Raw genomic sequence first — 24795 nt, 5'->3', positions numbered from 1 at the left:
GGCTTGCCAGCGAAGAGGCCCCCGGATTTCACGCAGCTCCCGCGGCCCCTTTCGCCGGCAAGCCGGCTCCTACGGTTATTCAGCGCTGCTGGTGTCCTTGATCAAATGCGCCGCCAGGGTCCGTAGCGGGCCCAGCTGGCGGCAGATCAGCCCCAATTGGGTTTGCACCAGGCGCTGGCCTTCGTCGATCTCGTCGGGCATCTGCTCCAGTTCATTGGCCAGCGCCTCCTCGGCATCGCTCTGGATCGCAATCGGGGTCTTGTTGGCCAGGCCCTGGGCGATCTCGTCGATACTCGCCGCCAGGCTGCCCCCGGCCCCCTCGATCAGTTGCTCGCGGACCTCGCTCGGCAGTTGGGTTTCCCGGTGTGCGCCGAGTCCCGAAAGATAGCTGAGCAGGGTGTGGGACAGCACCAGGAAGCGGAAGCCCACGTCTGCCTCCTTACGGAAGTGCCCCGGCTCCATGAGCATGTTGGCCAGGGTGGTGGACAGTGCGGCATCGGCGTTGTGGGCGTTGCGCCGGGCCAGGCGGTAGGCCAGGTCGTCGCTCTTGCCGGCGGCGTACTGCTGCATGATCTGGCGCAGGTAGATGCTGTTGCAGGTCAGGGTGTTGGCCAGCACCTTGTTCAGGCGCCGGCCTTGCCAATCCGGCAGGAACAGGAACACCGCGAGCCCGGCGATCAGGCTGCCCAGCAAGGTATCGAACAGCCGTGGCAGGAACAGTCCGTAACCATCGCCCACCTGGTTGAAGCAGAACAGCACCATCAGGGTGATGGCGGCGGTGGCCAGGGTGTAGCGGGTGGTGCGGTTGGTAAAGAACACCACCCCGGCGGCAATGGCGAACAGCGACTGCACCAGCGGGCTGGGGAACAGGTCGAACAGCGCCCAGGCGATGGTCAGGCCAATGGCGGTGCCGATGATCCGCTGTCCCAGTTTGCGCCGGGTAGCACCGTAGTTGGGCTGGCAGACGAACAGCGTGGTGAGGATGATCCAATAGCCCTGGGACGGGTGGATCAAGTGCACCATGCCGTAGCCGATGCTCAGTGCCAGGGGCAGGCGCAGTGCGTGACGGAACAGCAACGAGGTCGGCGTCAGCTGGGTGCGCAGGCGCGTCCAGACATCCTTGAGGTTGCGTGGCGAGCGGTCCAGCAGGCTGCTGTCGGTGGCGTCGGCCAGGGCGTCGGGGTTGCTGGCGTCGCTGAGCAGCCGGTCGAGGGTGCCGAGGTTGGCGGCCAGGGCGCGCAGCGAGCGCAGCAGTCCGCGCCAGGCCGGGTTGCTCTGGATGCGCAGGTGTTCCAGGGAGGCATGCAGGTCGCTCAGGGCTTCGGCGAAGCTGGCGTCATAGACGAATGGTTGGCGCAGCTGGATGGATTCTGCCAGGGCGCGGCAGGCCTTGCCCTGCTGGCGCAGCAGGCGCTGGCAGCGGAACAGCACGTCGCTGTGGAAGAAGGCATCGGCCAGGGCGTTGTACGGGTAGTGGGACGAACTGGCGCGTTCGTGGATGTCCTGAGCGAGGAAGTACAGCTTCAGGTAGCGGCTGACCTTCGACCCCGGTCGCCCGTTGCCGACCCGGTGCAGGATTATTTCCTTGGCCGCGTTGAGAGCCGCCACCACCTTGCCATTTTGCTGGGCCAGTTCCAGGCGTCGGGCTTCCACATCCAACTGGCGGATCGGTTCGAACAGCGACGACTTGAGCTTGAGGTAGTAGCCCAGTTCGCGGAACAGCCGGGCCAGGCTCTGTTGCACCGGCTGGTTGGAGAACAGCGCCTGCCACAGCACCGACAGCAGGCCGTACCAGGCGGCGCCGGCTACCAGCAGCAGCGGTTCATGCCAGAAGTCGATCACCGCGCCGCCGCGCTGGTCGACGCCGATCATGGTGTAGACCGAAAGAATCAGGGTCGCCGAGGCGATGGCGCCGTAGCGTTCGCCCAGGGCTCCGAGCATGGTCAGGCCAAAACTGGCCAGGGCCAGGGCGATGGCGAAGATCCAGGGGTAGGGGAACAGCAGTTCCACCGACAGCGCGGCGATGCTGAAACACACCAGGGTCACCGCCAGGGAGTTCAGCCGGCCTTGCCAGCTGTCGTCGGTTTCCGCCAGGGCGCTGGCGATGATGCCGAGGAACAGCGGGATCAGCAGGGCCATTTCATCCTGGTACCAGCACAGCGCCATGCTGCCGGTCAGAGCGATGAACACCCGTACGCTGTAGCTGAATTTATCCAGTGCCCAGAGACGGCGCAGGGAATGGCGAAGAGAGGTCGATGACATGGAGTGGGGCAGGCCTTCCGGGGCAATGCAGCTAAATTGAGCCAGTATTGACGACGGCGCAATGCCGCCGTCACATCCTTGAGCAAAATTCGTTCCCGCCGGCCTGAAACCAAGCCTGCTGCCGAGGTTTCCCTGTCGTCGCTGGCGCCGGTTGCGATCGAGCCGAAGCGCGCAGCGACCGGAGATTCTGTGGGCCTATTGCTGCCTTTGGCCGTGGCTACAGCGACAGCTCAGAAAAGGTCTCAGGCGTACTGCGCCGCCGCGTAACCCGAGGCCCAGGCCCACTGGAAGTTGAAACCGCCCAGGTGGCCGCTGACGTCCAGCACTTCACCAATGAAGTACAGCCCCGGGCTTTTCAGCGATTCCATGGTCTTGGAGGAGACTTCACGGGTATCGACGCCGCCCAGGGTCACTTCGGCGGTGCGGTAACCCTCAGTGCCCGCCGGCACCAGTTGCCAACTGCCGAGTTTGCCTGCCACGTCCGCCAGCTCTGCCGGGGTGTACTGCTTCATCGGCTTGGAGACGAACCAATGGTCGGCCAGGAGCCCGGCCATCTTCTTGGTAAAGATCTCACCCAGCAGGGTCTTGAGTTCGCTGTTGGGGCGCTCGGCTTGCTGCTGTTGCAGCCAGTCCAGGGCGTCGTGGTCCGGCAGCAGGTTGATCTCGACGCTGTCGCCGGGCTGCCAGTAGGAGGAAATCTGCAGGATCGCCGGGCCGCTGAGGCCGCGGTGGGTAAACAGGATGTTCTCGCGGAAACTCTGCTCGTTGCAGCTCACCAGGCAGTCCACCGAGGTTCCCGACAACTCGCCGCACAGCTCTTTGAGCTGGTCGGTGATGGTGAAGGGCACCAGGCCGGCGCGGGTCGGCAGCAGTTCATGGCCGAACTGCCTGGCCACCTGGTAGCCGAAGCCGGTGGCGCCCAGGGTCGGGATCGACAGGCCGCCGGTGGCGATCACCAGGGATTGGCACTGCACCTGGCCAAGGGTGGTTTGCAGCAGGTAGCCGGACTCGAGTTTCTCGATCTGCTGGATCGAGGTGTCCAGGCGCAACTCGACGCCCACCTGGTCGCATTCGTCGAGCAGCATGCCGAGGATGTCGCTGGATTTGTTATCGCAGAACAGCTGGCCGAGTTTCTTCTCGTGGTAGGGCACGCCGTGCTTGGCCACCATGCCAATGAAGTCCCACTGGGTATAGCGGGCCAGGGCCGACTTGCAGAAGTGTGGGTTTTGCGAGAGGAAGTTGCTCGGCTCGGTGTACATATTGGTGAAGTTGCAGCGGCCGCCGCCGGACATGAGGATCTTCTTGCCGGCCTTGTTGGCGTGGTCCAGCAGCAGCACCTGGCGCCCACGACCAGCGGCGGTCAGGGCGCACATCAGGCCTGCGGCGCCAGCGCCAATGATCACGACTTCGGTAGAGCGCAAAACGTTGTCCTCTCAGGAAACTGCAGGAGCTGGCTTGCCAGCAAAGGGAGCGCCGCGGTCTGTCTGGCAGACCGCAGCATGGTTGTTCGCTGGCGAGCGGAAAGCCGCCCGGCCGCAGCTACAGAGGATCAGAGAATCCGCACGCGCAGGGAGCGGCCCTTGATCTTGCCGTCGTTGAGGCGTTGCAGGGCCTGCTTGGCGATGCTGCGGTCCACGGCCACGTAGGCCTGGAAGTCGAAGATCGCGATCTTGCCAACCTGGGTGCCGGGAATGCCGGCTTCGCCGGTCAGGGCGCCGAGGATGTCCCCTGGACGCACCTTGTCCTTGCGTCCGGCGCCAATGCACAGGGTGCTCATGGCTGGCAGCAGCGGACCGCCGCCCTGGGCTTTCAGGCTGTCGATCTGTTCCCAGTTCAACGGGGCTTTCTGCAGCTGCTCGATGGCCTGGGCGCGATGGGCCTCGGACGGCGAGACCAGGCTGATGGCGATGCCTTTCTCACCGGCACGACCGGTACGGCCGACGCGGTGGATGTGGATTTCCGAATCCCGTGCCAGCTCGACGTTGATCACCATGTCCAGGGCGTCGATGTCCAGGCCGCGGGCGGCAACGTCAGTAGCCACCAGCACCGAGGTGCTGCGGTTGGCGAACATCGCCAGGACCTGGTCACGGTCACGCTGCTCCAGGTCGCCGTGCAGGCCGACAGCGGAAATGCCTTTGCCGGTCAGGTGGTCGACGGTTTCCTGTACCTGCTGCTTGGTGAAGCAAAAAGCCACGCAGGATTGTGGGCGGAAATGCGCCAGGACCTTGGTCACGGCGTCCATCCGCTCTTCCGGCGAGATCTCGTAGAAGCGCTGCTCGATCTGGCTGTCAGCATGGAAGGCTTCGGCCTTGACCTGCTGCGGGTCGCGCATGAACTTCGACGCCAACTGCTTGATGCCCACCGGGTAGGTGGCGGAGAACAGCAGGGTCTGCCGGCGTTCCGGGGTGTAGGCGATGATTTCCTCGATCGGGTCGTAGAAACCCATGTCGAGCATGCGGTCGGCTTCGTCGAGGATCAGCGTGTTGAGGCCGTCGAGTTTCAGCGAACCCTTGCGCAGGTGCTGGGACAGGCGCCCCGGGGTGCCGACGATAATGTGCGCGCCGTGCTCCAGGGAGGCGATCTGCGGGCCGAAGGACACGCCGCCGCACAGGGTCAGGACCTTGATGTTGTCTTCGGCGCGGGCCAGGCGACGGATTTCCTTGGCCACCTGGTCGGCAAGCTCGCGGGTCGGGCAGATCACCAGCGCCTGGCAACCGAAGTAGCGCGGGTTGATCGGGTTCAGCAGGCCGATGCCGAAGGCGGCGGTCTTGCCGCTGCCGGTCTTGGCCTGGGCGATCAGGTCCATGCCCTTGAGGATCACCGGCAAGCTCTGCGCCTGGATCGGCGTCATCTGGGCATAACCGAGGGAGTCGAGGTTAGCCAGCATGGCGGGAGACAGGGGCAAAGTATTAAAAGCGGTGGCAATGGTGGTCACGGGACTGGCCTGCAAAACAAAATGTCGCGCAGTGTATCAGTCCCGCTCCCTCAACCTGCAAATTCTGGACGAGCAACCGCACAGGGGCGGTTCTGGATAGGCGCTGGCTTGCCAGCGAAGGCGGCCGCAAGGTTTGCACAGGGCTCAAGGGTCTCTTCGCCGGCAAGCCGGCTCCTACGGGGGAGGTGTGTGGGTTCAGTGTTCGATGTGTTCCTCGACCTTGCGCGCTCGGCGGCCGTCGGTGGGTGATAGCTGGAGGAAGATCGCCGCCGCCAGCATCGCCATGATGCCCACGGTGAGGAAGGTCAGCTGGAAGGCGCCCAGCACCGTATCCACCCCGTCGTTACCCACTCCCGCGGTAAAGCCGCCGAGCAACGCACCGGCACAGGCCACCCCCAGGCTCAGGGACAACTGCGCTACCACCGACAGCAGGCTGTTGCCGCTGCTGGCGGCGGCATCGTCGAGGTCGATCAGGGTCACGGTATTCATCGCCGTGAACTGCAGCGAGTTGATCGCCCCCAGCACCGCCAGCATGCACAGCAGCAGCGGGTAGGGCGTCTGTTCGCTGACCAGCCCCATGCTTGCCAGCATCAGGCCCAGGGCCAGGGTGTTGCCGGTGAGCACAATGCGATAGCCCAGGCGCTCGATCAGCGGCCGGGCAATGGATTTGGCCAGCATCGCCGCGGCGGCCAGGGGCAGCATGCTCATGCCGGCCTGGGACGGCGAATAACCCAGGGCCACCTGCAGCAGCAAGGGCACCAGGAACGGCAAGGCGCCGCTGCCCAAACGGGCGAACAGGTTGCCGAGGATGCCCACGGCAAAGGTTCGCACCTTGAACAGCGACGGCGCGAACAGCGGGTTGTCGATATGCCCGGCGCGCAGCCAGTAGGCCGCCAGGCACGCCATCCCGCCGAACAGCAGCAGCATCACCCGCAGGTGGGGCAGGTGCAACTCGCCCAGGCCTTCCATGGCGATGGTGATCAGCACCATCGCTGCGCCGAACAGCAAAAAGCCCAGGCTATCGAAGCGTGTGCGCTCGCTGCCGCGCAGGTCGGGAATAAAGCGCCACACCGCGTAGCAGCCAACGGCGCCCACTGGCAGGTTGATCAGGAAGATCCAGTGCCAGGTCAGGTACTGCACCATCCAGCCGCCCATGGTCGGGCCGATCAGCGGACCCAGCAGCCCGGGGATGGTGATGAATCCCATGATCCGCACCAGTTCCGAGCGCGGGTAGGCGCGCAGCACAACCAGCCGGCCCACCGGCAGCATCAGGGCCCCGCCCAGGCCCTGGATCACCCGTGCGCCGTTGAGCATGCCCAGGGAATTGGAGAGGGCGCACAGCAAGGAGCCGATGCTGAACAGCAAGATGGCGCCAAAGAAGATCTTCTTGGTGCCGAAGCGGTCGGCGATCCAGCCCGAGGCGGGGATCAGCAGGGCTACGGTGAGCATGTAGGCGATGATCACCCCCTGCATGCGCAGCGGATCTTCCGCAAGGTCCTTGGCCATGGCCGGCAACGCCGTATTGAGGATGGTGCCGTCCAGGGATTGCATGAAGAAGGCGATGGCCACTACCCAGGGCACCCAGCGGGCGGTGGTGGCGTCAAGAGGCGGGCGTTCGGGCATGGGACCTCGATGTCAGTTCAGGTAGGAGCCGGCTTGCCGGCGAAGGACGCGCTGCATTCGGGCCGGGGCGTTGCATCGTTCGCTGGCAAGCCAGCTCCTACAGCTTTGCGGGCAGTTCCTACAGGGTCAGGGTCAGGCGGCTGACCAGTGCTCCGGGCAGATGCATCGAAGCGGTCTGGCGCTGGCCGTAGGTACTGGCCGACAGCAGAAGCTCTCGCTGTTCGGTCAGGGCCTCCAGTTGTGAACCCAGCAAGCTGTAGACGCTGTCGTCGAAGCGCATGGTGCTCACCGGTGCCTGGATCTCGCCGTTCTCCACCCAGAAGGTGGCGAAGCGGGTCATGCCGGTCAGGCGCGCCGCCGGCAGGTCCGAGTAGTTCAGGTACCACAGGTTGCTGATGTACAGGCCGGTGCCCAACTGCTTGAGAATCTCCTGTTGGGACAGCTGGCCCGCCAGCATGTTCAGCGCGCTGGGGTATTCGCCGCTGCCAGCGCCGTTGGTGGTCAGGCCATATTCGACGGCGCTGCGGGAGTTGATCAACTGGGCATTGGCGGCGCCCTGGCTGATCAGCGCCAGATCGCTGCGCGGGTAGCCTTCATCGGAGAACGCCGGGCTCAGGGAGCCGCTGACCTGCTCGTCCAGGGACACCAGCGGGCTGAGGCTGCTATCGCCGGCATAGAGCTTCTGCAGCGGGCTGTGCTTGCTGGCGATGGACTGGGCCGAGAAGCCGCCCCAGGCCAGCATGCCCATGATCTCTTCCAGGGCCGCCGGTGCCAGGTAGGCGCGATACTGCCCTGGCGCCAGGGTGCGCAGCGGCCGTCCGAGGAACTCCAGTTGCTGGCGCGCCTGGTCGAAGCGCTGGGCGAATTGCTCGCTGTTCCAGGCGTGTCCGGCGTAGCTGGCTTTCACCGCCTCGCCGTTGGCGTGGAACAGGCTGAAGTCGAAGTTGAAGCTATTGGCCTGATGCCAGCCGAAGGCCCCGTCGGAGCTGGCAAAACCACGGCTGATGGGGCCGGCAGCGTAGATGCCTACCAGATCCAGGCCGGCACCGGCGCGGCCGATTTCCTCCACCACCTGCTCGCTACCCGGCAGCGGGTGTTCCTGCACGTGATGGGAATGCCAGCCGGTGTGGTTGAGCATCAGGTACGGGTCCGCCGGCAGCAGTGGCAGGGTCTCGCGCAGTTGTTGCAGGCCTTCGGCCAGGCGCTGGCGATCAACGTCGGGGTCGTTGCTCAACGTGATGCTCAGATCGGCATGGCGACCGTCTTCGATCAGCTTGAAGTGCAGGCTGGCCTGTTGCACCTGGCCGGCCTGGCGCACCTTGGCGTGGTTGAAGCGGATGAACTCCGAGGACTCGGCGGCATAGCTCAGGGTGAACTGCTCCGACTCCTTGAGCGCGTCCTTCAGCCACTGCACCAGCACCTTGAACTGCTCGGCCTGATTCATTGTCCTGGTCATCAGGCGTCTCCTCCAAATACGTCAATCTTGCTGAACACGCAGGCCGGCGAAGCATGGCCGACGCGGATCACCTGGTTGGGTTCGCCCTTGCCACAGTTGGGCGTGCCCAGCACCTGGAAGGTGCTGCGATCGCCGACGGCGCTGAGGTTGCGCCAGAACTGTGCGGAAATCCCCCGGTAGTTGGGGTTCTTGACCACGCCCTTGAGTTCGCCGTTCTCGATCAACTGGCCCCACTCGCAACCAAACTGGAACTTGTTGCGGGCATCGTCGATGGACCAGGAGCGGTTGGTGGACATCAGGATGCCGTGCTCGATCTGGCCGATCAGTTGTTCCAGGGGCTGATCGCCGGGTTCGATATTGAGGTTGGCCATGCGGTCGATCGGTGCGCGATTCCAGCTGCTGGCGCGGCTGTTGGCAACGCCGTCGAGGCCACTGCGGTATTGCGACAGGGCGCCACCCAGGGGGCGTACCAACAGGCCCTCGCGAATCAGGAACTGCTTGCGCGCGGCCGTGCCGTCGTCGTCATGGCCATAGCTGGCCAGCTCCTCGGGGATTTCCGGGTCGAAGGTCACGTTGAGCAGGGACGAGCCGTATTGCAGGTGGCCGAAGTCTTCCTGTTTGACGAAGCTGGTACCGGCGTAGTTGCGCTCGTCACCGAGAATCCGATCCAGCTCCAGGGGGTGGCCGATGGACTCGTGGATCTGCAGCATCATCTGGTCCGGGGTCAACAGCAGGTCCCGGGGGCCTTGCGGGGTGTTCGGTGCCAAGAGCAATTGCAGGGCCTGATCGGCAACTCGTGGTGCTGCTCCCAGCAAGCCGCAGCGGTTGATCACGTCGCCAGCGCCCTGTTGACCGAAGTTCTCCCGGCCCAGGCTGCGGGTCTGGCTGTCGTTGCCGTCGTAGGCGGTGACGTCCAGGCCCGGGTAGACGAAGCGTTGTGCCTGGCGCAGCTCGGCGCCGGCGCTGTTGAGGTAGATCTGCTCGACCTGGGTGACGCCGATGCCTACCTGCCAGTTCACCAGGCGCTCGTCCTTGGGCACCGAGGCCGACTCGTCGCCCAGCAGTTGATAGCAGTCGCTGAGGGACGGGAAGGGCTGGTCCAGGTTTGGCGAAAGATAGTCTGCACGATGGCTGGACACCGGCTGTTCGCGCAGGTCCAGCAGGGCGTGGGCGGCAATCACCCGGGCCTGTTGTTCGGCCCGATCCAGGGCCGCTTGCAGGCCGCTTTGCGACAGGTCGTTGGTGGCCGCGTAGGCTTCCACGCCGCGCACCCGTACTGTCAGCATCGCGCCTTCGTCACGGCCCAGGCTCGGCGGTTCGGCGATATTCTTGCGCACCGACAGGTACTGGTCCGACTCGCGTACATAGCGCAGGGAAAAGAATTCGGCGCCCGTGCGCAAGGCAGCGAAGCGCTGCTTGAGCTGGGGGTGAAAGTCGAACATGGAGGACCTCCTTGTGAAAAGCGGGCGGCTCGCGGGCCTTATCGCCAGCAAACCGGCTCCTACAGGTATAGGCGGCGGTGGGCTCGGGATAAAGTCCGTGATGCAAAGGGGGTGGGGCAGGTTGCAGAACTGTAGCCGCTGCCGAAGGCTGCGATCAAGGACGCAATCCCTGAAACGGGATGATGCGCTGAGGAGCGGGAGAAAAGGCAGTGGCGCCAGTGCAGCAGAATAAGAATACAGGTGGGTAAATGGCGCCGACCGTTGCGGTCGGCGCCAACATCGCTTACTGCGCGGTCGGACCCACTTCACGCATCGGCTTGCCACGCACCGGGGCGTCGCCCGCTACGTAGTAGTCGGCCTTGCTGCGAGGCAGCGGCTGACGGCCACGGATCTTGTCGGCGATTTTCTCGGCCATCATGATCGTCGGCGCGTTGAGGTTGCCGGTGGTGATGATCGGCATGATCGAGGCATCCACCACACGCAGGCCTTGCATGCCGTGCACGCGACCCTGGCCATCCACTACGGCCATGTCGTCGGTGCCCATCTTGCACGAGCAGGATGGGTGGAACGCGGTCTCGGCGTGCTCGCGGATGAACGTGTCCAGTTGTTCATCGGTCTGCATCTCGATGCCCGGGCTGATCTCGCGACCACGGTAGGCGTCCAGGGCCGGCTGCTGCATGATTTCACGGGTCAGGCGGATGCCGTCGCGGAATTCCTGCCAGTCCTGCTCGGTGGCCATGTAGTTGAAGAGGATGCTCGGGTGCTGGCGTGGGTCCTTGGACTTGGCCTGCACGCGGCCACGGCTTGGCGAACGCATGGAGCCCATGTGTGCCTGGAAACCGTGCTCTTTCACTCCGTTGCTGCCGTTGTAGTTAATCGCTACCGGCAGGAAGTGGTACTGGATGTTCGGCCATTCGAATTCTTCGCGAGTACGGATGAAACCGCCCGCTTCGAACTGGTTGCTGGCGCCGATGCCGGTGCCCTTGAGCAGCCACTCGGCACCAATGGCCGGCTGGTTCCACCACAGCAGCGATGGGTACAGCGAGACAGGCTGGGTGCAGGCGTATTGCAGGTACAGCTCCAGGTGGTCCTGGAGGTTCTCGCCGACGCCCGGCAGGTCGTGGACCACCGGGATTTCGAGGCTTTCCAGGAGTTTGGCCGGGCCGACGCCGGAGCGTTGCAGCAGTTGTGGCGAAGCGATCGCGCCGCTGCACACCAGGACTTCCTTGCGGGCACGAGCTTCCACGCGCTCTTCGGTGCTGCCTTGCAGGTAGCTGACGCCGACGGCGCGCTTGCCTTCAAAGAGAATCTTGTCGCTCAGCGCGTGGGTGACGATGGTCAGGGTCGAGCGCTGCTTGGCCACGTCCAGGTAACCGCGGGCGGTGCTGGCGCGACGACCTTTAGGGGTGACGGTACGGTCCATCGGACCGAAGCCTTCCTGCTGGTAGCCGTTGAGGTCTTCGGTACGCGGGTAACCGGCTTGCACGCCGGCTTCGACCATGGCGTGGAACAACGGGTTGTTGCCAGCTTTAGGCGTGGTCACGCTGACCGGGCCGTCGCCACCGTGGTAGTCGTTGGCGCCGATGTCGCGGGTTTCCGCCTTGCGGAAATACGGCAGGCAATCCAGGTAGGTCCAGTCTTCCAGGCCAGGCAGCTTGGCCCAGCCGTCGTAGTCCATGGCGTTGCCGCGGATGTAGCACATGCCGTTGATCAGCGACGAACCACCCAGGCCCTTGCCGCGACCGCATTCCATACGGCGGCCGTCCATGTGTGGCTCGGCATCGGTTTCATAGGCCCAGTTGTAGCGACGGCCTTGCAGCGGGTACGCCAGTGCCGCCGGCATCTGGGTACGGAAGTCGAAGCGGTAGTCCGGGCCGCCGGCTTCCAGCAGCAGGACGGTGACGCCAGCGTCTTCAGTCAGACGGGTCGCCAGGGTGTTACCGGCGGAGCCGGCACCGATGATGATGTAATCGAATTCTTGGGCCATTAGAGCCTCCGTGGAGAGCTGCAAGCCTCAAGCTTCAAGCTGCAGGAAGCAGCGAAGCGGGCTTGGCGTGAATGGGGGGAGCAGGGCGGCAAGCAAAGCCTTGGCCTTTGCTTGCCGCTTACAGCTGCTTAGAACACCGAGGCGTAGTCGCCCAGTTCAACTTGCACCGACTTGATGCGGGTGAAGTTGTTCAGCGAGCTGATGCCGTTCTCACGGCCCACGCCCGATTGCTTGTAGCCGCCGACCGGCATCTTGGCGTCGGACTCGCCCCAGGCGTTGATCCAGCAGATACCGGCTTCCAGTTGATGGATGACGCGGTGGGCGCGGTTCAGGTCCTTGGTGACCAGGCCGGCAGCCAGGCCGAAGTCGGTGTCGTTGGCGCGACGGATCACTTCTTCTTCGGTCTCGTAGGTGAGGATCGCCATCACCGGGCCGAAGATTTCTTCACGAACGATGGTCATCTCGTCGGTGCAGTCAGTGAACACGGTTGGTGCCACGAAAGCGCCTTTGGCGAATTCGCCGTCGGTCAGGCGCTCGCCGCCGCAGAGGACGCGGGCACCTTCTTCTTTACCCTTGGCGATGTAGCCCAGCACGCTTTCCATGTGGGCGAAGCTCACCAATGGGCCGAAGTTGGTGTTTTCGTCTTCCGGGTTGCCGATGCGGATGCGGGCAACGCGCTCGGCGATCTTGGCTTCGAAAGCGGCTTTCAGGTGGCTCGGTACGAACACCCGAGTACCGTTGGTGCAGACCTGACCGGAGCTGTAGAAGTTGGCCATCATCGCGGTGTCGGCGGCGCGATCGAGGTCGGCGTCGTCGAAAATGATCAGCGGCGACTTGCCACCCAGTTCCATGGTCACGTCTTTCAGCGAAGAGCTGGAGGCGCTGGCCATGACTTTCTTGCCGGTATCGGTGCCGCCGGTGAAGGAGATCTTCTCGATGCGCGGGTGTTCGGTCAGCCAGGTGCCGACTTCACGGCCGCTGCCGGTCAGGACGTTGAACACGCCGTCCGGCAGGCCGGCTTCGGTGTAGATCTCGGCCAGTTTCAGGGTGGTCAGCGAAGTCACTTCACTCGGTTTGAAGATCATTGCGTTGCCAGCGGCCAGGGCCGGTGCGGATTTCCACAGGGCGATCTGGATCGGGTAGTTCCACGCGCCGATACCGGCAACCACGCCCAGCGGCTCGCGACGGGTGTAGACGAAGGAAGTGGTGCGCAGCGGGATCTGCTCGCCTTCGATGGCCGGGACCAGGCCAGCGTAGTATTCCAGCACGTCGGCGCCGGTAACGATGTCGACATAGCGCGTCTCGGAGTACGACTTGCCGGTGTCCAGAGTCTCCAGGGCGGCCAGCTCGTCGTTGCGCTCGCGGAGGATTTCCACAGCGCGACGCAGGATGCGCGAACGCTCCATGGCGGTCATCGCGGCCCAGATCTTCTGGCCTTTTTCAGCGCTGACCACGGCGCGTTCAACGTCTTCCTTGGTCGCACGTTGCACTTGTGCGAGAACTTCACCATTGGCCGGGTTGATGGCATCGAAAGTGACGTCGCTGCCGGCGTCGGTGTAGCCGCCATCGATGTAGAGTTTTTGCAGTTCGAAACGGGCCATAGTGTCCTCGCAAGTGCATTAAGTAGTTGGCTTGACCACTGCAGGCGCCCTGAAGTTCGGGGCGCACTGATCAGTGGCGTCAGGGGCCGAGCGTCTTTAGTTGTGCTCTAGCGCTCCTGCTTAGCCAGTTGGAAATCCATGTATTCGTAAGCGATCTGTTGCGCCTGCTCGGTGTCGAAAGCGTCTCCCGACAGCGCGCCGCGCAACCACAAACCGTCGATCAGGGCTGCCAGACCGCGGGCTGCGCTGCGTGCTTCATCCAGCGCCAAGACGCGGCGGAACTGGCAACACAGGTTGGAATAAAGGCGGTGATCGTTGATCCGCTGCAACCTGTGCAATGACGGGTGGTGCATGCTGGTGGCCCAGAAGGCCAGCCAGGTTTTCATTGCCGGTCCATTGACCTGGCTGGCGTCGAAGTTGCCTTCGATGATCACCTGCAGATGTGCCCGCGGGCTGTCATCTGTCAGCGCCTGACGGCGCTCGGTGACGTTCTCTATCAGGACATTCATCAGGTACCGCATGGTCGCGGCAATCAGGCCGTTCTTGTCCTGAAAGTAGTGACTGATGATGCCGTTCGAGACACCGGCCAAACGGGCGATCAGCGCAATGCTGGCGTCCCCCATTCCGACCTGATCGACCGCTTGCAGCGTGGCTTCGATCAATTGCTGGCGGCGTATGGGTTGCATACCGACCTTGGGCATCTGCTACCTCTCCTTAGGCCTGTCGATGGGCGTCATACGCCTGTCGACTTGTGGGCCAGTCTATTTTGTTTTGATTGAACGTTCAATCAACAAAGAATAAGATCTGCGACAAATCGTCGCTACCTGGGAAGTTTTCCCTACCCGTAGATGGCGGGAAAACGACCTCCGAAATAATCCCAAAGCTTACATGTGGCATGGCGTGGACCGGCAAGAGAACGGACGTGTTGAAGGGGCAGGATGCTCTGGGGGCCAGGCGATGAGCTGCAGTTTCGCGACCAACCTTCGATGCGGCTACGCCACGCGAGTTTTGCGGTTTCGGGTTTTTTCGGGGTGTCTTTATATCACCCGACGATCGGCTGCCAACTAACCGATTGGTCGAGTGCCGTGTTGCCTTGTGTCCTTCTCTCGCACTGCCTGGAGCATCTGTGCAATGAGTTCTGCCTCTCTTATAAAGACCCCACCGGAAAAGGTGCGGGTCAACGGTTGGGTGTTCTACACCTCGACCGCGCTGATCCTGTTGTTGACCAGCATTCTGATCATCGCCCCGCAAGAGGCCGGCAGATTGCTGGGTATCGCCCAGGCCTGGTTGTCCCGCAGCTTCGGCTGGTACTACATGGTGGTGATCGCCGCCTACCTGGTGTTCGTGGTGGGCCTGGCATTCTCTTCCTACGGCAAGCTCAAGCTGGGCAGCAAGGATGACACCCCGGACTTCAGCTACGGCGCTTGGGCCGGCATGCTGTTTTCCTCCGGTATCGGTATCTCGCTGCTGTACTTCGGCGCGTCCGAGCCCCTGGACCACTACTTCAACCCGCCCGAAGGCGTGGCCGGCAGCAACCTGGCGGCGCGTCAGGCGGTGCAGCTGACATTCCTGCACTGGGGTCTGCACGGCTGGGCGATTTATGCCTTGGTCGGCCTGGCGGTAGCCTACTTTGCCTATCGGCATAACCAGCCACTGGCCCTGCGTTCGGCGCTGTACCCGCTGGTGGGCGAGCGTTGGGTGAAAGGCGCGGCCGGTCACGCGGTGGATGGCTTTGGCATGTTCGTGACCCTGCTGGGCCTGGTGACCAACCTGGGCATCGGCTCGATGCAGGTGTCTTCCGGTCTGGAAAACCTGTTCGGCATGGAACACAGCAACACCAACCTGCTGATCGTGATCATCGTCATGAGCACGGTGGCGACCATCGCTGCGGTTTCCGGCGTGGAGAACGGCATTCGCCGCCTGTCCAACCTGAACATCGTGCTGTTCAGCGGCCTGCTGATTTTCGTGCTGCTGTTTGGCCCGACCTTGCACCTGCTTAACGGCTTTGTGCAGAACATCGGCGACTACCTCAACGGTGTAGTGCTGAAGACCTTCGACCTTTATGTGTACGAAGGCGACAGCGCCAAGTCTGACCGCTGGTTGGGCCTGTGGACCCTGTTCTACTGGGCCTGGTGGATTTCCTGGGCACCATTCGTGGGCATGTTCATCGCGCGTATTTCCCGTGGCCGCACCGTGCGCGAACTGGTGGCGGGCGTGCTGCTGATTCCCCTGGGCTTCACGTTGGCCTGGCTGTCGATCTTCGGTAACTCGGCACTGGACCTGGTGATGAACCATGGGGCGGTGGAACTTGGCAAGACGGCACTCGAGCAGCCGTCCATGGCCATCTACCAACTGCTTGAGCATTACCCAGCGTCGAAGATTGTGATCGGTGTGTCGATTTTCGTCGGCTTCGTGCTGTTCCTGACCCCGGCCGACTCTGGCGCGGTGATGATGGCCAACCTGTCCTGCAAGGGCGGCAACGTTGACGAAGACGCGCCGCACTGGCTGCGGATCTTCTGGTCGGTGGTGATCACCCTGGTGACCATCGGTCTGCTCTTTGCCGGCAACTTCGAAGCCATGCAAACCATGGTGGTGCTGGCGGGGCTGCCGTTCTCGGTGGTGCTGGTGTTCTTTATGTTCGGCTTGCACAAGGCCATGCGCCAGGACGTGCAGATCGAACAGGAGCAGGCGCAACTGGCTGAACGCGGGCGTCGTGGTTTCAGCGAGCGCCTGACCGCCCTCGATCTGCAACCGACGCAGTCGGTGGTCCAGCGCTTCATGGATAAAAAGGTCACTCCGGCCCTGGAAGAAGCTGCAGTGCTGCTGCGTACCCAAGGCCTGGACGTGCAGACCTTGCTCGGCAAGTCCAAGCACTGCATGGGCGTGCGGATCGAGATGGAAGAGGGCAACCCTTTTGTCTACGAAGTGAGCCTGGACGGCTACCTGGCCACGCCGAGCGAGTCGACCGAGGCTGAGGAAGAGCGTACGCGCTATTACCGCGCCGAGGTGTACCTGCACAACGGCAGCCAGGAATACGACCTGATGGGCTTCACCCAGGAGCAGATCACCCGAGATGTGCTCGATCAGTTCGAAAGCCATCGGCAGCTCCTTGGCCGTGTCTATAGCTGAGTGAAGTCACGGGCCGCTCCCGATGGAGCGGCTCCACCGGATGTAGGAGCCGGCTTGCCGGCGACGGCGCCCTCAAGGGTGCTGCAAGGCTTCAGGGCCTCTTCGCTGGCAAGCCAGCTCCTACAGAAGGTGGTGTGTCGTTAAAGCAAAACGCCGCGATTGCTCGCGGCGTTTTTGTGTCTGCTGCTTAACCCAGGTTCTTGCCGAGCAGGGCGTGGTAGAGCTCGCTGTCGCCGAGAATTCCCACCACCTTCTGGTTGTCGTGGAGCACCAGTTTGTTGCCGGTCTGGTAGCGGATCTGCAGGGCGTCGCGCATGCCGATGTTGGAATCCACCAGGGTCGGGCGCCGTCCCAGCTCCTCCACCGCTTGCCCCGGAATCCAGTTCTGCAGGTCCATCTGCGAGCCATTGCGCCGCGCGCCCTTGATGGTGTTGCCTTCCGCCAGGTCCAGCCAGGAGTCGCCGCCCGGGTCCAGGCATACCGAACCGTTGACCCGCTTGCAGTTGTCCAGGGTGCGCATCAGGCTGCGCCCGCAGAGCACGTTCAACGGGTTGGTGTGGGCGACGAAGGTGCGTACATAGTCGTCGGCCGGGTTGAGGACGATCTCTTCCGGTTTGCTGTACTGGATGATCCTGCCGTCTTTCATGATGGCGATGCGGCTGCCGAGCTTCAGGGCCTCGTCCAGGTCGTGGCTGACGAACACGATGGTCTTGCTCAGCTTGCGTTGCAGCTCCAGCAACTCGTCCTGCAGGCCTTGGCGGATCAGTGGGTCGAGGGCCGAGAAGGGTTCGTCCATCAGCAGGATATCTGCGTCCATCGCCAGGGCGCGGGCCAGGCCCACACGTTGCTGCATGCCGCCGGAAAGCTCGTCGGGTTTCTTGTTGCGCCACTGGGTCAGGCCCACCAGCTCAAGCTTCTCATCCACCAGCTTGCGCCGTTCCTTTTCCGGCCGGCCCTGCATCTCCAGGCCGAAGCTGATGTTTTCCCGCACCGTCAGCCAGGGCATCAGGGCGAACTTCTGGAACACCATGGCGATGCGCTGGGTGCGCATCATTTTCAGTTCGGCGGGGCTGCAAGAGGCAATGTCGATCTGCTTGCCTTCGTGCTCGACGAACAGCTTGCCGCGGCTCACGGTGTTGAGGCCGTTGATGCAGCGCAGCAAGCTCGACTTGCCGGAGCCTGAGAGGCCCATCAGCACGCAGATCTCGCCCTTCTCGACATCCAGGCTGGCGTTTTCCACGCCAACGATCTGCCCGGTCTTCTTCAGGATCTCGTTGCGGGTCATGCCCTGGTCCAGCAGCTTGAGCGCCTCGCGCGGGTCCTTGGAGAAAATCACGTCGACCTTGTCGAAGCGGATAATGCTCATGCGTCACCTCCTACTTTGGCTTCAGGTTGCTTGCAGATGCGGTCGAGCATGATCGCCAGCAGGACGATCGCCAGGCCGGCTTCAAAACCCAATGCAATATCGGCAGTGTTGAGTGCGTTGACCACCGGCTTGCCCAGGCCATCGGCGCCCACCAGGGCGGCGATCACCACCATCGACAGCGACAGCATGATGCACTGGGTGATACCGGCGGCGATGCTCGGCATGGCGTGGGGCAGTTCAATGCGCGACAACAACTGACGGCGCGAGCAGCCAAAGGCTTTGCCGGCATCCATCAACTCTTGTGGAACATCGCGAATGCCCAGGTAGGTCAGGCGAATCGGTGCCGCGATGGCGAACACTACGGTGGAAATCAACCCGGGCACCACGCCCAGGCCGAACAGGGTCAGGGTCGGGATCAGGTAGACGAAAGTGGGTACGGTCTGCATCAGGTCGAGCACTGGACGCATCATCGTATAGAACAGCGGCTTGTGGGCGGCGACGATCCCCAGGGGCACGCCGATGACCACGCAGACCAGGGTGGCGAACAGGACCTGGGCCAGGGTTTCCATGGTTTCCTGCCAGTACCCCAGGTTGAGGATCAGCAGGAACGACAGCACGACAAATACAGTCAGGCCCCATTTGCGCTGGATCAAGTGCGCGAGCAGGGCGATCAGGCCGATCAGGGCCAGGGGGTTGAACCAGGTCAGCGCGAACGTCACGCCGTGGATCATGGTTTCCAGGGTGGTAGCGATCGCGTCGAAGATGTAGGCGCCGTGCTTCGTCAACCACTCTACGAAAGCTGCGATGTACTGGCCCAAGGGGATTTTCTGATCAGTCAGCATGGTATTGAACGTCCGCATGCAAGGAAAAAACAGCCCGGGCGGGCGAACCCACCCGGCGTAAGCGCGCTACTTATTAATTAGAGGCCTGCTCAAGCTTGGCTTTCACGGCTGCAAGGCCGGGTTTACCGTCAATGGTGGTCACGCCAGCGAGCCATGTATCGAGCACCTGTGGGTTGTTCTTCAGCCAGGCCTTGGCGGCCGCGTCAGGCTTCATCTTGTCGTCCAGAACGTTACCCATCAGGGAGCTTTCCATGTTCAGGGTGAACGACAGGTTCTTCAGCAACTGGCCGACGTTGCTGCATTCGCTGGTGTAGCCCTTGCGGGTGTTGGTGTAGATGGTCGCCTGGCCGAAGTTGGGGCCGAAGAACTCGTCACCCCCGGTCAGGTACTTCATCTTGAAACGGGTGTTCATCGGGTGCGGTTCCCAGCCCAGGAACACCACCGCGGTGTCGCGGCGCTGGGCGCGTTCGACTTGCGAAAGCATGCCCGCCTCACTGGATTCCACTACCTTGAAGCCGGCGTCCTTGAGGCCGAAGGCGTTCTTGTCGATCATCGTCTGGATGGTGCGGTTGCCGTCGTTGCCCGGCTCGATGCCATAGATCTTGCCGTCCAGTTCCTTCTTGAACTTGACCAGGTCGGAGAAGTCTTTCAGGCCCTTGTCGTACAGCGCCTCAGGCACTGCCAGGGTGTACTTGGCGTTCTCCAGGTTGGCGCGCACGGTTTCCACGGTGCCGGCATCACGGTACTGCTTGATGTCGTTTTCCATGGTCGGCATCCAGTTGCCGAGGAAGATGTCCATGTTCTTGCCGTCGGCCAGGGACTTGTAGGTCACCGGCACGGAAATCATCGTGGTCTTGGTCTTGTAGCCCAGGGCGTTGAGCACGACGCTGGTGGTGGCGGTGGTCACGGTGATGTCGGTCCAGCCGACATCGGAGAAGTTTACGGTGCTGCATTGCGCCGGTTCTGCAGCTTGTGCCAGAAGCGGCAGACTCAGCGTGGCGGCCAACAACAACGACGGGGAACCTTTCATCGGGGAGACTCCTGGATGTTTTTCTGGCGGCGTTTGGACCGCGCTTATAAGTGTGGCGGTTGGTGTGTCGGGAACAGCTCTACCACCGTGCCTTGCAATCGAGTCGAGACTGATCATGTACCAGTGAAAATCTGTCGCCTACAGGGTGCGTCGTATCCAGTACAGGGAGGGTCGCATCCAGTGTCGGTGAGGTCGCTTACAGTGTTTTTCTGCAATTTTTCCTGCATCTGAGCCGCAAAAGCGCCCAAAACTCGAGCGTTGCGCCTGGCGGCGTTAGTGGGCATGAGTGGGTCGGTGTCAGACGTCGTGGGACTCGTTAAAAGCCTGATGATGCGCCCTTCTCGGCGGATTGCAGCTTGAGCGTAGCAGCTCCGTCAGCGGGCGTTTTTGGCGTCTGGACTGTGCTCAACGAGGGGTTTTGCAGTAATGGCTATCAGTGTTTTCGACTTGTTCAAGATCGGCATCGGTCCCTCCAGTTCCCACACCGTCGGGCCCATGCGCGCAGCGGCGTTGTTCGTCCAGGCATTGAAGGAAAAACACCTGCTGGAACAGGTACGGCGGGTCGAGGTGCAACTCTTCGGTTCGCTGTCCGCCACCGGCATCGGCCACGGCAGCGACAACGCGGTGATCATGGGGTTGATGGGGGAGTGGCCGGACGCGATCGATCCTTCGTTGATCGGCACCCGCATCGAGCGGCTGCGGGAAACCGACACTCTGTTGCTGGACGGTCGCCTGCCGGTGGCTTTCATCTGGTCCCGGGACATGCGCCTGGTGGATGAAAACCTGCCCTTTCACCCCAACGCCATGACCCTGGTAGTGGAAGGCGAGGGCGGTGAGTTGCACCGCGATACCTACTATTCGGTGGGCGGCGGTTTTGTCGTCGACCAGGCCCAGGCCAGCAGTGGCGTGGCGGACCTGGATCGCAGCGAACTGCCTTACGACTTTTCCAGTGCGGCGCAATTGCTCAGCCTGTGTCAGGAGCACAACCTGCGGGTCGCCGAACTGATGCTGGCCAACGAGAAGGTCTGGCGCCCTGAGGAGGAAATCCGCGACACGCTGATGACGCTCTGGCGGGCCATGCAGGATTGCGTCGAACAGGGGCTCAAGCACGAAGGCATCCTGCCCGGCGGGCTCAATGTGCGGCGGCGTGCGGCCAAGCTGCACCGCAGCCTGCAGGAGTTGAACAAGCCCAATGTGATCGGCTCGACCTTGAGCGCCATGGAGTGGGTCAACCTGTTCGCCCTGGCGGTGAACGAGGAAAACGCCGCCGGCGGCCGCATGGTAACTGCCCCCACCAATGGCGCGGCCGGGATCATTCCGGCGGTGCTGCATTACTTCATGAAGTTCAGCGAGGAAGTGACCGACGCCAACGTGGTGGACTTTTTCCTGGGTGCGGCAGCGATCGGCATCTTGTGCAAGAAGAACGCTTCGATCTCCGGCGCCGAAGTGGGCTGCCAGGGGGAGGTGGGCTCGGCCTGCGCCATGGCGGCGGCCGGGTTGGCGGAGATTCTGGGGGCGACGCCTGCGCAGTTGTGCAACGCGGCGGAAATCGGCCTGGAACATAACCTCGGCCTGACCTGTGATCCGGTGGGCGGGCTGGTCCAGGTGCCCTGCATCGAGCGCAACGCGATTGCCGCGGTCAAGGCGATCAATGCCGCACAGATGGCCTTGCGCGGTGATGGCCAGCACTTCATTTCCCTGGACCGGGTCATACGCACCATGCGTGATACCGGGGCGGATATGCACGACAAGTACAAAGAGACCTCTCGCGGCGGGTTGGCGGTGAGTGCCGTCGAGTGTTGAGTGCGCGCAGGGGATAGGCACCGGGTGCCGACGAGTTGGCTTCGACAGAGGCGCACGCGCTCAAATTGTTCACGAATCGAGGGCGCGCCACCTTTTAGCGCGTCGTGAATAGACAAGTTGTTATGGCGGCCGACGAGCGTTCGCGTTCGTCGGCCGGCTGTGCTTGGAGTGACACTTGCCATGCAAGGCGCGATACAGCGCTCGCGCAAGTGCTACCTAACTGCTCACAGCTGCAACCCCCGCCGGTGGCCAGGTTTCTCGAGCGCTTCTAATCCGCACATTGACAAGGGCTATGTAGACACGTCGCGACGTCGTTTTCAGGAGTTATTGAATGCCCATTCAACTTTAGGCATGGCAATTGCTCTGTGAATCTCAAGCCCGCCTCTGTTGAGCAGCAGGGCACATAAAAAGAGCCTCCGCCTGAGGCCATCACCCGCTTTGTGTGAGGAGATATCGCGATGACGTCGTTCAACTCCGGGGCCCAACCCCAGAACCGTGCGCCTCAATCCATCGGCTTTCTGCTGCTGGACAATTTCACGCTGATTTCCCTGGCCTCCGCAGTCGAACCCCTGCGCATGGCCAACCAACTGTCCGGCCGCGAGCTGTATCGCTGGACTACCCTCAGCGTCGATGGCGGGCAGGTCTGGGCCAGTGACGGTCTGCAAATCACCCCCGACGCCGCCATGCACAAAGCCCCTAGCCTGGACACCGTGATCGTCTGCGGTGGCATCGGCATCCAGCGCACCGTGACCCGTGAACATGTCTCATGGCTGCAGAGTCAGGCCCGCCAGTCCCGGCGCCTGGGCGCCGTGTGCACCGGCAGCTGGGCCCTGGCCTGTGCCGGCCTGCTGGACGGTTTCGATTGCAGCGTGCACTGGGAATGCCTGGCGTCGATGCAGGAAGCTTTTCCTCGGGTGGCCATGAGCACCCGCCTGTTCACCCTCGATCGCAACCGTTTCACCAGCTCCGGCGGCACTGCGCCGCTGGACATGATGCTGCACCTGATCAGCCGTGATCACGGCCGTGAACTGTCGGCGGCGATCTCGGAAATGTTCGTCTACGAGCGCATCCGCAATGAGCAGGATCACCAGCGTGTTCCGCTCAAGCACATGCTCGGTACCAACCAGCCCAAGCTGCAAGAGATCGTTGCGCTGATGGAGGCCAACCTCGAAGAGCCGATCGATCTCGACGAACTGGCGGTGTATGTCGCAGTGTCGCGTCGTCAACTGGAGCGCCTGTTCCAGAAGTACCTGCATTGCTCGCCATCGCGCTACTACCTCAAACTGCGCTTGATCCGCGCCCGGCAACTGCTCAAGCAGACACCGATGTCGATCATCGAAGTGGCTTCGGTCTGTGGTTTCGTCTCTACACCGCACTTTTCCAAGTGCTACCGCGAGTACTTCGGCATTCCGCCGCGGGATGAGCGTATCGGCTCCAACACCACCCAGCAGGTGGCGATGATGCCGCTGCCGCAGGCCATGGTCCTGGCGCCGTTGTCCGGCCCGCTGTCGGCCCTGAGCCAGGCGCGCAACGAGTCGACCTTCGCCAGCGTGCGTCTGTAGTCAAAGACGTTTTTTGAAATACACCACGCGTTCGGTTTCTTCGAAGCCCAGCGCGTGGTGCAGATTCTGGCTGAGCAGATTATCCAGGCCGGTGTCTGACGCGATCTCCACACATCCCGACTGTCGTCCCCACTGGCTGACCTGCTCGATCAGTTGCTGGGCAACGCCCCGGCGCCGGTGCTCGGGTGCTACATAGATCCCTTCGAGAAATACCACCGGCGAGCTGTCGGTTCCGTTGACATAGTCGTGACGCAACGCCGCCTCGGCCAGGCCGATGACCTCACCGCTCTCGGCAAAGGCCAGCCAGCAGCCGTAGCGCTGGGGCTCGGCCAGCATCTGCTGGATTTCGGCCCGGTGCTCGTCTGGCGGACAGTCGGGCCACAGGCCCTGGCGCAATTGCAGCCAGCCGGATGGTTCGGCGGATAAGCCGGTTTGAATGCGGATCATGAGCGCTTGCCTGTGTTTGCCGGAGATCGGCGCACTCTAGCAATCCGTTCAGGATCCAGGGAAATTCACGCGCGTTTTTGCTGCAGGTGCTCGGCCAGGGCCGGTAGCAACTGGCGGTCTATAGCCTGGCGCACTGCCGGAAGAATCGTCGCGTTGCCGGTGAGCATCTGCTCCACCATGCCCTTGAGCGCCTTGGCCCGCGCATCACTCAAGCCGCGTACCGCACATTCACAGGCCTGCTCGGCACTGGCGCCTGCGGGCATCTCGAAACCCAGGGCCCGGAGTTGTCCCAGCAGGTCGTCCTGATCAATCAAATCCGCATGCATCATGACTCTTATCCTTATTCAGGGAGCGTGGTCGTCAGTCGATTCTGGTAGGCCATCCCGGCGGCGGCAAGGGTAGATTGTCGCGATGGCCTGTTTACCTATGAACAGGTCGTTTTCGGCTAACTCGATGGTAAATAGCCGGTTGCCAGCGCGCTTGGAAAAGGCTGTGCTATTCAGTCTCGCGGGGCTTGCTTGTGATGGCTCGGGCTTGCATAAGGGTAGGCAATGAGCGGTCCTGTCGCTCAAGGACACACTGCGCACGCGGTGGATGTTTGGCAGGATGGCCGCTGGGGCGGAAAACATGGAGCTGTAGTCGATGAAAGTGATGTTCAGAGTGTGTTTGGCCTGTTGGTTCTGGATGTTTTCCAGCGCGGTTTCGGCATCCCCCGAGTGCGCCGATTTCCTGCGGGCCATGGCCGATCCCCCGAAGTCCCTGGAGTTTTTCCGCTGTGAGTCGGAGCCGAAGCATCAGGGGGCACCGCTGACCGCCAGCTACAGAGTCAAAGGTAAGGATGCCCACGAGGTCGAGCGGTATCTGCAGCAGGAAATGGGCTTGGAGGGCGAGCTGAAGTTTGTCTGCTGTGGCTGGGAAACGGCGGGGTTCATCTCCTATAGAGACAAAGCCACCGGCCGTCAGTATCAGTTCGGCATGGGCTCTGAAGAGACGCCCTATAACCAGCGGCTGGAGTGGGACAAGATCGGCTATTTCTATGTGACGGTGGTGCTGTACACCGAGGAGATTTGAAGGCGTACCAGTGGCCTTAATACCTATGGGCAGGTCGTTTTCGGCTAACTCGCAGCAAGGCAGAGTGGGCAGACTGCAAGCAGCTGGCGTCGTGTGGGTTTGGTCACCTTCTCACCGCTGCTCCTCAGAAGTAGTCCCTGCCTCGATCCTGTCACGGCTTGATCGGGGCTTTTTTTTGCCTGTGGAAGGCTCGCCGGCAAGTTTCGCCGGCAAGCCGGCTCCTACGGGGGAGCCGGGGG

18 protein-coding genes are annotated in these 24795 nt (G+C 62.6%); 4 read left to right on the top strand and 14 right to left on the bottom strand.

Going from position 1 to position 24795, the window contains the following annotated elements:
• Positions 1-75: 75 nt before the first annotated feature.
• The 9 genes from yccS to betI form a co-directional block, all read right to left on the bottom strand.
• Positions 76-2262, bottom strand: a complete 2187-nt coding sequence (gene yccS / locus GV818_RS02300; protein ID WP_161775738.1) for a YccS family putative transporter — start codon at positions 2260-2262, stop codon at positions 76-78.
• A gap of 242 nt (positions 2263-2504) precedes the next feature.
• Positions 2505-3683, bottom strand: a complete 1179-nt coding sequence (locus GV818_RS02295; protein ID WP_161775737.1) for an NAD(P)/FAD-dependent oxidoreductase — start codon at positions 3681-3683, stop codon at positions 2505-2507.
• Between the two features lie 128 nt (positions 3684-3811).
• The gene (gene dbpA / locus GV818_RS02290) at positions 3812-5149 is read right to left on the bottom strand and encodes an ATP-dependent RNA helicase DbpA (RefSeq protein ID WP_256667581.1); all 1338 of its coding nucleotides are present in this window, start codon (positions 5147-5149) and stop codon (positions 3812-3814) included.
• A gap of 243 nt (positions 5150-5392) precedes the next feature.
• Positions 5393-6820 carry a multidrug transporter subunit MdtD gene (mdtD, locus tag GV818_RS02285; protein ID WP_161758558.1) on the bottom strand — a complete coding sequence of 476 codons (1428 nt, stop codon included), beginning with the start codon at positions 6818-6820 and terminating at the stop codon, positions 5393-5395.
• Positions 6821-6938: 118 nt separating this feature from the next.
• On the bottom strand, positions 6939-8276 hold the full coding sequence (locus GV818_RS02280) for a TldD/PmbA family protein (RefSeq protein WP_161758557.1): 1338 nt from the start codon (positions 8274-8276) through the stop codon (positions 6939-6941).
• Positions 8276-9718, bottom strand: coding sequence for a TldD/PmbA family protein (locus tag GV818_RS02275; RefSeq protein ID WP_161758556.1), 1443 nt, complete (start codon positions 9716-9718; stop codon positions 8276-8278). The genes GV818_RS02280 and GV818_RS02275 overlap by 1 nt, the downstream gene beginning before the upstream one ends.
• A gap of 283 nt (positions 9719-10001) precedes the next feature.
• Complete coding sequence (gene betA / locus GV818_RS02270) at positions 10002-11705, bottom strand: choline dehydrogenase (protein ID WP_161758555.1); 1704 nt, start codon at positions 11703-11705, stop codon at positions 10002-10004.
• A 128-nt stretch (positions 11706-11833) separates the two neighbouring features.
• Positions 11834-13306: a betaine-aldehyde dehydrogenase gene (gene betB / locus GV818_RS02265; protein ID WP_161758554.1), complete on the bottom strand. Its 1473-nt coding sequence runs from the start codon at positions 13304-13306 to the stop codon at positions 11834-11836.
• A gap of 107 nt (positions 13307-13413) precedes the next feature.
• The gene (gene betI / locus GV818_RS02260) at positions 13414-14007 is read right to left on the bottom strand and encodes a transcriptional regulator BetI (protein WP_161758553.1); all 594 of its coding nucleotides are present in this window, start codon (positions 14005-14007) and stop codon (positions 13414-13416) included.
• Positions 14008-14494: 487 nt separating this feature from the next.
• Here betI and GV818_RS02255 point away from each other — a divergent pair, with 487 nt between their 5' ends.
• A complete protein-coding gene (locus GV818_RS02255; RefSeq protein WP_368668933.1) occupies positions 14495-16435 on the top strand; it encodes a BCCT family transporter in 1941 nt (646 codons plus the stop codon).
• 187 nt (positions 16436-16622) lie between these two features.
• On the opposite strand, the gene choV is transcribed toward GV818_RS02255, so the two are convergent.
• From choV to GV818_RS02240, 3 genes are all read right to left on the bottom strand, one after another.
• Complete coding sequence (gene choV, locus GV818_RS02250; RefSeq protein WP_161758551.1) at positions 16623-17801, bottom strand: choline ABC transporter ATP-binding protein; 1179 nt, start codon at positions 17799-17801, stop codon at positions 16623-16625.
• Complete coding sequence (gene choW / locus GV818_RS02245) at positions 17798-18643, bottom strand: choline ABC transporter permease subunit (protein WP_161758550.1); 846 nt, start codon at positions 18641-18643, stop codon at positions 17798-17800. The genes choV and choW overlap by 4 nt, the downstream gene beginning before the upstream one ends.
• Before the next feature lie 73 nt (positions 18644-18716).
• On the bottom strand, positions 18717-19673 hold the full coding sequence (locus tag GV818_RS02240) for a choline ABC transporter substrate-binding protein (protein WP_161758549.1): 957 nt from the start codon (positions 19671-19673) through the stop codon (positions 18717-18719).
• A gap of 426 nt (positions 19674-20099) precedes the next feature.
• Between GV818_RS02240 and GV818_RS02235 the strand changes: the two genes are divergently transcribed.
• Positions 20100-21476, top strand: a complete 1377-nt coding sequence (locus GV818_RS02235) for an L-serine ammonia-lyase (RefSeq protein WP_161758548.1) — start codon at positions 20100-20102, stop codon at positions 21474-21476.
• A gap of 458 nt (positions 21477-21934) precedes the next feature.
• Complete coding sequence (locus tag GV818_RS02230) at positions 21935-23038, top strand: GlxA family transcriptional regulator (protein WP_011063935.1); 1104 nt, start codon at positions 21935-21937, stop codon at positions 23036-23038.
• On the opposite strand, the gene aac(6') is transcribed toward GV818_RS02230, so the two are convergent.
• Both aac(6') and GV818_RS02220 read right to left on the bottom strand, forming a co-directional pair.
• Entirely contained in the window at positions 23039-23485 is a 447-nt protein-coding gene (gene aac(6') / locus GV818_RS02225) for an aminoglycoside 6'-N-acetyltransferase (RefSeq protein ID WP_161758547.1), read from the bottom strand. It lies immediately after the preceding gene.
• A 65-nt stretch (positions 23486-23550) separates the two neighbouring features.
• On the bottom strand, positions 23551-23814 hold the full coding sequence (locus tag GV818_RS02220) for a hypothetical protein (RefSeq protein WP_161758546.1): 264 nt from the start codon (positions 23812-23814) through the stop codon (positions 23551-23553).
• 313 nt (positions 23815-24127) lie between these two features.
• On the opposite strand from GV818_RS02220, the gene GV818_RS02215 reads away from it, so the two are divergent.
• On the top strand, positions 24128-24556 hold the full coding sequence (locus GV818_RS02215) for a DUF4952 domain-containing protein (protein WP_161758545.1): 429 nt from the start codon (positions 24128-24130) through the stop codon (positions 24554-24556).
• The last annotated feature ends 239 nt before the right edge of the window (positions 24557-24795 follow it).

Origin of the sequence: Pseudomonas sp. Fl4BN1, from assembly GCF_009908285.1 — a bacterium.
Taxonomy (GTDB): domain Bacteria; phylum Pseudomonadota; class Gammaproteobacteria; order Pseudomonadales; family Pseudomonadaceae; genus Aquipseudomonas.
Note: the sequence above shows the minus strand (reverse complement) of the source record. Positions and strands in the feature narration are given on the sequence as shown.